Source organism: Streptomyces sp. NPDC002785, from assembly GCF_040295565.1.
In the GTDB taxonomy this organism is placed as follows: Bacteria; Actinomycetota; Actinomycetes; order Streptomycetales; family Streptomycetaceae; genus Streptomyces.
Map to the genome: position 1 here is coordinate 1 of NZ_JBEOVN010000368.1, position 3,174 is coordinate 3,174.

Annotated in this window: 5 protein-coding genes; 3 read left to right on the plus strand and 2 right to left on the minus strand. The window is 68.3% G+C overall.

Features of this window, described 5'->3' with window-relative positions; all coding sequences use genetic code 11:
• Positions 1-52: 52 nt before the first annotated feature.
• Entirely contained in the window at positions 53-298 is a 246-nt protein-coding gene (locus ABTZ94_RS37000) for a DUF397 domain-containing protein (protein ID WP_351207769.1), read from the minus strand.
• Positions 295-1,149, minus strand: coding sequence for a helix-turn-helix domain-containing protein (locus ABTZ94_RS37005; protein ID WP_351207771.1), 855 nt, complete (start codon positions 1,147-1,149; stop codon positions 295-297). The genes ABTZ94_RS37000 and ABTZ94_RS37005 overlap by 4 nt, the downstream gene beginning before the upstream one ends.
• Before the next feature lie 158 nt (positions 1,150-1,307).
• Here ABTZ94_RS37005 and ABTZ94_RS37010 point away from each other — a divergent pair, with 158 nt between their 5' ends.
• The 3 genes from ABTZ94_RS37010 (at position 1,308) to ABTZ94_RS37020 (ending at position 2,919) form a co-directional block, all read left to right on the plus strand.
• Positions 1,308-1,772: an ATP-binding protein gene (locus tag ABTZ94_RS37010; RefSeq protein WP_351207773.1), complete on the plus strand. Its 465-nt coding sequence runs from the start codon at positions 1,308-1,310 to the stop codon at positions 1,770-1,772.
• 68 nt (positions 1,773-1,840) lie between these two features.
• Positions 1,841-2,398 carry a Uma2 family endonuclease gene (locus ABTZ94_RS37015; protein WP_351207775.1) on the plus strand — a complete coding sequence of 186 codons (558 nt, stop codon included), beginning with the start codon at positions 1,841-1,843 and terminating at the stop codon, positions 2,396-2,398.
• Positions 2,399-2,490: 92 nt separating this feature from the next.
• Entirely contained in the window at positions 2,491-2,919 is a 429-nt protein-coding gene (locus ABTZ94_RS37020) for a TIGR03668 family PPOX class F420-dependent oxidoreductase (protein ID WP_351207777.1), read from the plus strand.
• Positions 2,920-3,174 lie beyond the last annotated feature (255 nt).

Consider the following 3,174-nt stretch of genomic DNA (forward strand, 5'->3'; position numbering starts at 1 on the left):
CCCCGGAGTTGATCCGGTGCGCGGCGCGGTGTCGTGCCGGTTTCCCGTCCGGTCAGCCGTTCACGGCGTACGCGACGAAGCCGGTCCAGGCGGCGGGGGAGAGGGCCAGCTGGGGGCCCTCCTCGACCTTGGAGTCCCGGACGTGGACGGTGGTGGGGCAGGTGGCTACTTCTACGCAGTCGTCTCCGGAACCGCTGCTGTAGGTGGACTTGTGCCAGGACAGGGCTACCTCCACGCAGTCGTCGCCGGAACCGCCGCTGTAGCTGCTCTTGAACCAGGCCAGGTCTGTCGTGCTCATACCGCTCCTCGCATCTGCTGCAACAGGCTCGCGGAGTATTCGAGGGAGTGAGCCTGTGAACGCATCCTGGCATACCGCATCTGGAGCGTGCTGACCACTGCTGGATCGGCGTGGAAGTGACCACTCTCTTGACCCTCGCCGTAACCGAACCACTTGTGGTCGGGCGTCTCCAGCAGCCGCATAGGGCCGTCCAGCCCGGCGTGACTCTCCCGAACCTGCGGCATGATCTGGACCTCGATGTTCCGGAGCTGGACCAGCCGGAGAACGTGATCGATGAGGTTCCTTGTGACCTCTGCACCGCCCGTTCGCCGCAGGAACAGGTGCTCTTCGAGGATGAAGCTGTACGCGGTGTTGGGCCGTTCCGTCAGCAGGCGTTGTCGGTCGAGTCGAGCCGTGAGTTGTGCCTCGATCTGCTCGTCTCCGAGCGGCGGAAGCTGATTCACGAACAGTGTTCGCGCGTATGCCTCCGTCTGTAACAGCCCTGGAATCAAGCGGCATTCGTACGTGTACAGACTCAGCGCCTCCGCCTCCAGCTGCGCCCACTGCCGGAACCAACTGGCCAACCCCGGCCGCGGTGACAGATGCTTCGCCGCAGCTTTGATGACCCCGAACGCGTCCAGCACATCCTCCGCCCGCTCCACGAAAGCGAGTGGCGGAAACCGTCTCCCTTGCTCGATCGAGGCGACCGTCGGCACCGAGTACCGCACCTTCGGCGCGAACTGCTCCTGCGTCAGCAGTGCCCGCTTGCGGAAGACCTTGACGACCTCCCCGAACGCCTTCAGGCTGTCCGAGGGCTCTGGCTCCCCGTTCGCGCCCGTCGCTCCACCCGTTCCGCCGACGCCGTCCGTCATGTCCGGCCACCTCCCGTGCCCTGTGCCTGCCCCGGTTCGCAACTCACCCATGGTCACGGACCGTTACGCGTACCGTCCACACTCCGCACCCGTACGCTGACTCAGCGTACGAGTTGCTGAGCTGGTCCGATGGGCGTTCCGGCCATCACGGTGGGCGCATGGAAGCACTCTCCACCCCTCAACCGCCGGTCACCGTAAGTGTGTTCGCGCAACGCTTCAGCTCGACGCCGCGAGGAGCGAGGCTTGCCCGTCATCTGGCACTGCACGTGCTGCACGACTGGGGCATCCCGTACCGCAGTGACGCATCGGAGGAGGCGGCGTTGATCGTTGCCGAGCTGGCCACGAACGCGACAACGCACGGCCGGGTGCCGGGCCGCGACTTCGAGTTGCGGCTCACCCACGCGCCGGGCGATACGGACGCGCTCGGCGTCCTGCGGATCGAGGTCAGCGATACGCGGGGCGAGCGGCGCCCACCGGGGCCGGGGGAGCTTGTGCCGCCGCCGCCCGGTTCCGACTGCGGGCACGGGCTGATCCTGGTGGAGGCGCTGGCCGACCGGTGGGCGGTGCTGGACCGCGTAGCGCCGGGGAAGACGGTCCGCGCCGAACTGGACCTGCTGTACTGATCGCGGTGACCGCCGCCACCAGCCCGTTCTGCTTGTCGTGGCGATCGAAAATGGGGCACGCTGGGCACATGACCGCCGAGCCTGCCGACTACAGCCGAGGCATCGACCCCGAACGTGCTCTGAAGTACGCCGTCCGGAACATCCGGGGCGATCGTGCCCAGATCGTCGAAGGGATCATCGAGCCCGTGTCGCCCACCTGGGACCACGAGGCCACGGCCGAGGCGATCCGTGACCAGATCAAGCCGCGCGCCCGCGAACTGGGGTGCGTCACCGGCTCGGGGGACCTGGATCTGCCCGGTTCGTCGAACTGGTACGCACCGGACATCGCTGTCGTACCGGCCGCGGACGCGAAGGGCGCGGGTGCGTTGCTGCCCGATCAGACGTTGCTCGTGGTCGAGGCGACCAGTGAGTCCAACGCGGAGACGGACCGGGTGGTGAAGCGACGACGGTATGCCGAGTACGGGGCGCCGCTGTATCTGCTGGTCGACCGGGTGGAACGGAGCGTCACTCTGTTTGCCGAGCCAGGAGGGCTGGGGTACACGCGGGTGGACGGGCCGCGCCCGTTCGGGGCCGTGCCGCGTCTTCCGGGACCGTTCGATCTGGACCTGGACACGAGCGAGTTGTGAGTGCGGAGGTGGAGCGGCTCTGTCCCAGGAATGCGGGACCGGTGATCGATCCGGGAATTCCGTAGCCGCCGAAACTGCTGGAAAGGGGTGCGATGCCCGCCCTGACAAGTGCTGAGGCACGGGAGAGATTCGCCGCGGCGCGCATCGCCCGCCTTGCGACGGCCGACATGGCTGCCCGCCCGCACCTGGTGCCGGTGGTGTTCGCCCTGGACGGCGATGCGGTGGTGCTGGCCGTGGACCACAAGCCGAAGCGGACGACGCGGCTGAAACGCCTGGCCAACATCGCCGCCAACCCGTCGGTCTGCCTGCTGGCCGACCACTACGAGGACGACTGGGACCGCCTGTGGTGGGTCAGGGCCGATGGCGAAGCCCGTGTGCTCCCGCCGCCGGACCGGTCGGCCGAGGCGGCCCGCTGCATCAGCCTGCTCACGGCGAAGTACCCGCAGTACGCCGACCGGCCCCCCGACGGACCGGTGGTCGAGGTCGCGGTCCTGCGCTGGAGCGGCTGGCGTGCTTCGTGACAGTACGTCGGCAGACAGCCACCTCCGCCGGCTCGTTGTCGTGTCGCACCGTCGACGACCTGGGCAGGCCGCATCAGGCGGAGTCGCTGCTCCGCGCCAGCCACAGCCCGGCCCCGGAGCCGACCACGACGACCGCGCCGGCCACCCGGGCCACCGAAGCGCTGAGAGCCTGTCGGGTGGCTGATCATGCGTGATGCGTGACGGTCGTGATCTGCCTTCCGGGCATGGCGACGGCCCCGGAATGATCACGTGGTG